The sequence below is a fragment of the Deinococcus rhizophilus genome, assembly GCF_030271215.1.
Taxonomy (GTDB): Bacteria; Deinococcota; Deinococci; order Deinococcales; family Deinococcaceae; genus Deinococcus; species Deinococcus rhizophilus.
The window spans coordinates 1-3,297 of record NZ_JASNGB010000245.1; the positions used below are offsets into that span (position 1 = coordinate 1).

At 73.0% G+C, this 3,297-nt stretch carries 3 protein-coding genes and 1 pseudogene; 2 read left to right on the forward strand and 2 right to left on the reverse strand.

Going from position 1 to position 3,297, the window contains the following annotated elements:
• Together QOL99_RS15980 and QOL99_RS15985 are read right to left on the reverse strand one after the other, a co-directional pair.
• Positions 1 to 826: pseudogene (locus QOL99_RS15980) on the reverse strand (DUF4127 family protein); the annotation flags it as partial.
• Positions 802 to 1,056, reverse strand: coding sequence for a DUF4127 family protein (locus tag QOL99_RS15985; protein WP_407650208.1), 255 nt, complete (start codon positions 1,054 to 1,056; stop codon positions 802 to 804). The pseudogene QOL99_RS15980 and the gene QOL99_RS15985, both read right to left, overlap by 25 nt.
• A gap of 677 nt (positions 1,057 to 1,733) precedes the next feature.
• On the opposite strand from QOL99_RS15985, the gene QOL99_RS15990 reads away from it, so the two are divergent.
• Entirely contained in the window at positions 1,734 to 2,894 is a 1,161-nt protein-coding gene (locus QOL99_RS15990; protein WP_285525281.1) for an ABC transporter permease, read from the forward strand.
• On the forward strand, positions 2,894 to 3,297 hold a 404-nt coding region (locus tag QOL99_RS15995; RefSeq protein WP_285525282.1), incomplete at its 3' end, for an ABC transporter ATP-binding protein. The genes QOL99_RS15990 and QOL99_RS15995, both read left to right, overlap by 1 nt.

Below are 3,297 nucleotides of genomic sequence, written 5' to 3' on the forward strand. Positions count from 1 at the left end.
GCAACGTGGCGAGGTCGCGCCACAGCCGCGCGTTCCCGAGGTTGACCTGCGCCACGTCCGCCACCGCCACCGGCCCCCCGCGCAGCAGGGCACTCACCCGCAGCGCCGCCCGGCGGGGGTCGCCGCCGTTGTAGACGTAGAGGGTGAGGTCCGCACGCCCGCCCTCCACCACCCGGAAGCCGCCCGCCCCGGCGTGGTTGCGCACGCTCACCGTGAGCGGGATGCCCTCATACCGGATGACCTCCTGCGCTTTCGCCGGGTCGCTGTACTCCACCCGCACGGTCCGTTCCGCCGGGGCCAGGGCACGGGCCACCAGCAGGCTCAGCACCTCGTCGGCGCCGGGATAGACGCGGACGTTGGCCGGAGCCCCGGCCGCCAGCGCCGCGCCCTCCGCCGGGGCCGGGCTGCCGGGCAGGGCGTCGTCCCAGGTGACGTGCAGTTCGCGGAAGGCCCCCTCCCCCGCCCAGCGCATCACCTCGCGGACCACGGCCAGATTGCGCCGCCGGTCGGTCGCGTCGGGCCCGCGCGGCAGGGTGACGAAGGCGTAAACCGGGCTCCCGGTCCTCGCGGTCCACGTCCGCAGCGGCTCCAGGCGGGCCAGCGCCTCCGCCGCCGTCAGCGGGCTGGTGCGCGACTGCACCAGGCCCCCGTAGGCGAGGGCGTCCAGCGCTGCCACCAGCGGCGTCCCGGTGGGCTGCGCCTCCAGCCACCCGGTCAGGGCCGCCGGGTCCGCCCCCCGCGCCGCTGTCCCCAGCAGTTCGGCGGGGGGCACCCGCACCTCCCCGCCGCGCAGTCCGGCGATCAGGGCGGGCAGAACGCGGGTCGCGGNGGCTGCGCCTCCAGCCACCCGGTCAGGGCCGCCGGGTCCGCCCCCCGCGCCGCTGTCCCCAGCAGTTCGGCGGGGGGCACCCGCACCTCCCCGCCGCGCAGTCCGGCGATCAGGGCGGGCAGAACGCGGGTCGCGGGGCGCGAATCCAGCGGCAGGAGGGTCTGGGCACCCGCCTGGGCAGCGAGCAGCAGGGCGAGGTGGGCGAGGAGGGGCAGGCGGCGGGGCATGAGGGCAGCGTAGGGGCCAGAGGTGAAGGGGCGGTTGGGCGGGCGGAGCCTGTCGCCGTGTCGGCTTTGGCTGGCGTGAGGGCAAGTGGGGCCTGCCTCCCCCCTCTGCTGCGCAGCTCTGCGAGTTGCAACCTCCCCTGCAAACGCTTGATGCGCATTGCAGCTCGGACGAAGACCACAGCACCAATTTCTGCCGTCCAGCACGAGCGCGAGCTTCGCCCGCCACCCCCCTCCCCAGCCCTCCCCCACAAGGAGGGAGGGAGTAGGTCACGTACCTGCCCTGGCCTGAGCCGTTTTCTTCCCTGTGTCAGCCGATCTCAACGTCCCCACCCCTCAAGCCCACGTTCCAGGCAGACGAGCCGGTCGGCGCGGATGCGCTGGGGCCTTTCCCTTGGGCGGGACTTGCAAAGCTGCGCAGCAGAGGATGGCATGGAGGGGGAAACGGGGACGGGGCAAGCGGAGATGACGATGGGGGAACGACCTTTGCCTGGCGCAGCGCCTCTCCCCTGCCTCCCTGAGGGGAGGGGAGGGGGGTGGGGGCCAACCGCAATCAGGATGTCTTGTCCATCAACCGCACCCCTGCTTCACGCTGACACCGGAAGCCCCCAGACCCCCTCACACCACACCGCAGTCCTTCGCCCCCTCTCCCCCAGCCCGGCGGCGTAGCCTGTCAGCCAATGAACGGCAAAGACTTATGGACCCTGGCGTGGCGCGGCCTGACCCGCCGCCCGGTGCGGACCCTGCTAACCGCGCTGGGGATCACGGTGGCGGTCGCCAGCATGGTGGTGTTCCTGTCGCTGGGCGAGGGCGTCCGCAAGGTGTTCACCGCCGAGCTGGGCGGCATCGGCCCCGACGTGCAGGTCAGTCTGTCGGGCTTCTCGCAGGGCTTCGCACCCTCGCCCAACCTCCCCGAGGAGGTGACCGGGCAGATTCGCGCCCTCTCCGGCGAACTGGGAATCACGGCGGTCACGCCCGTGGTGGTCACGGTGCGCGGCAGCCTCGACGTGACCCAGAGCGCGGTGCTGTACGGGCTGCCTGCCAGCGGGGGCATGAGCAACATCTTCCCGAACGCGCGGGTCACCCAGGGGCGGGCGCTGACGGGGGCCGACGAGGACGGTCCGGTGGCGATCATCGGCGCCAAGACCGCCGAGAACCTGAACCTGAGGCTGGGGGGCACCCTCAACCTCAACCGCCGCAGCCGGGTAAAGATCGTGGGCATCCTCGCGCCCGAGTCGGGGCTGGTGGACTCGCTGATCTTCCTGCCCATCGGGACCCTGCAGGCGGCGGAGGGGGCCGAGGGCCGCGTCTCGATGGTGGCCCTCAAGCTCGAAGACCCCCGGCAGTCCCGCGCGGTGGCCGACACCATCGCCGAGCGGCTGGACGTGGAGGCGCAGACGCAGTCGGACTTCGTGTCTTTCGTGGACCGGGCGCTGCGCATCAGCGACGCCGTGCGCTTCGGCATCAGCCTGATCGCGCTGATCGTGGGCGGGCTGGCGGTGGCGAACACGGTGATGATGGGCGTGTTCGAGCGCACCCGCGAGTTCGGGACCCTGCGGGCCATCGGGGCGCGGCCGGGCTTCGTGCGGGGGCTGGTGCTGGCCGAGTCGCTGCTGCTCTCGCTGGCGGGCGGCGTGGGAGGGGTGCTGCTGGGGCTGCTGGGCATCTGGGTCGTGAACCTCTATACCCAGGACCTCGCGGGCATCGACGCGGCGGCCCTGACGCCCCGGCTGACCCTGCTCGCGCTCGCCATCAGCCTGCTGCTGGGGCTGCTCTCGGGGTTGCTCCCGGCCCGCAGCGCCAGCCGCCTGAACATCACCGAAGCGCTGGGGAGGGTCTGATGGGCACCCTGAAGGTCGAGGACCTCTCGCGGGTCTACCCCAGCGGCGAGGGCCAGGTCACGGCGCTCGCGCCCTTCACCCACACCTTCGCGCCCGGCCTGACGGCGGTGGTGGGACCGTCGGGCAGCGGCAAGAGCACCCTGCTGAACCTGCTGGCGGGCTTCGACACGCCGACCTCCGGGCGGGTGATCGTGAACGGCACCGATCTGCACGCGCTCCCGGAAGCGGGGCGGGCCGACTTCCGGCTGGCGCACTACGGCTTCGTCTTTCAGAGCCACAACCTCGTGTCCATCCTGACGGCGCTGGAGAATGTCGAGTTTCCGCTCACGCTGGCGGGGGTGCCCCCGCGCGAGCGGCGCGAGCGGGCGCGGGCCTTGCTCGACCGGGTGGGGCTGGCGGGCCG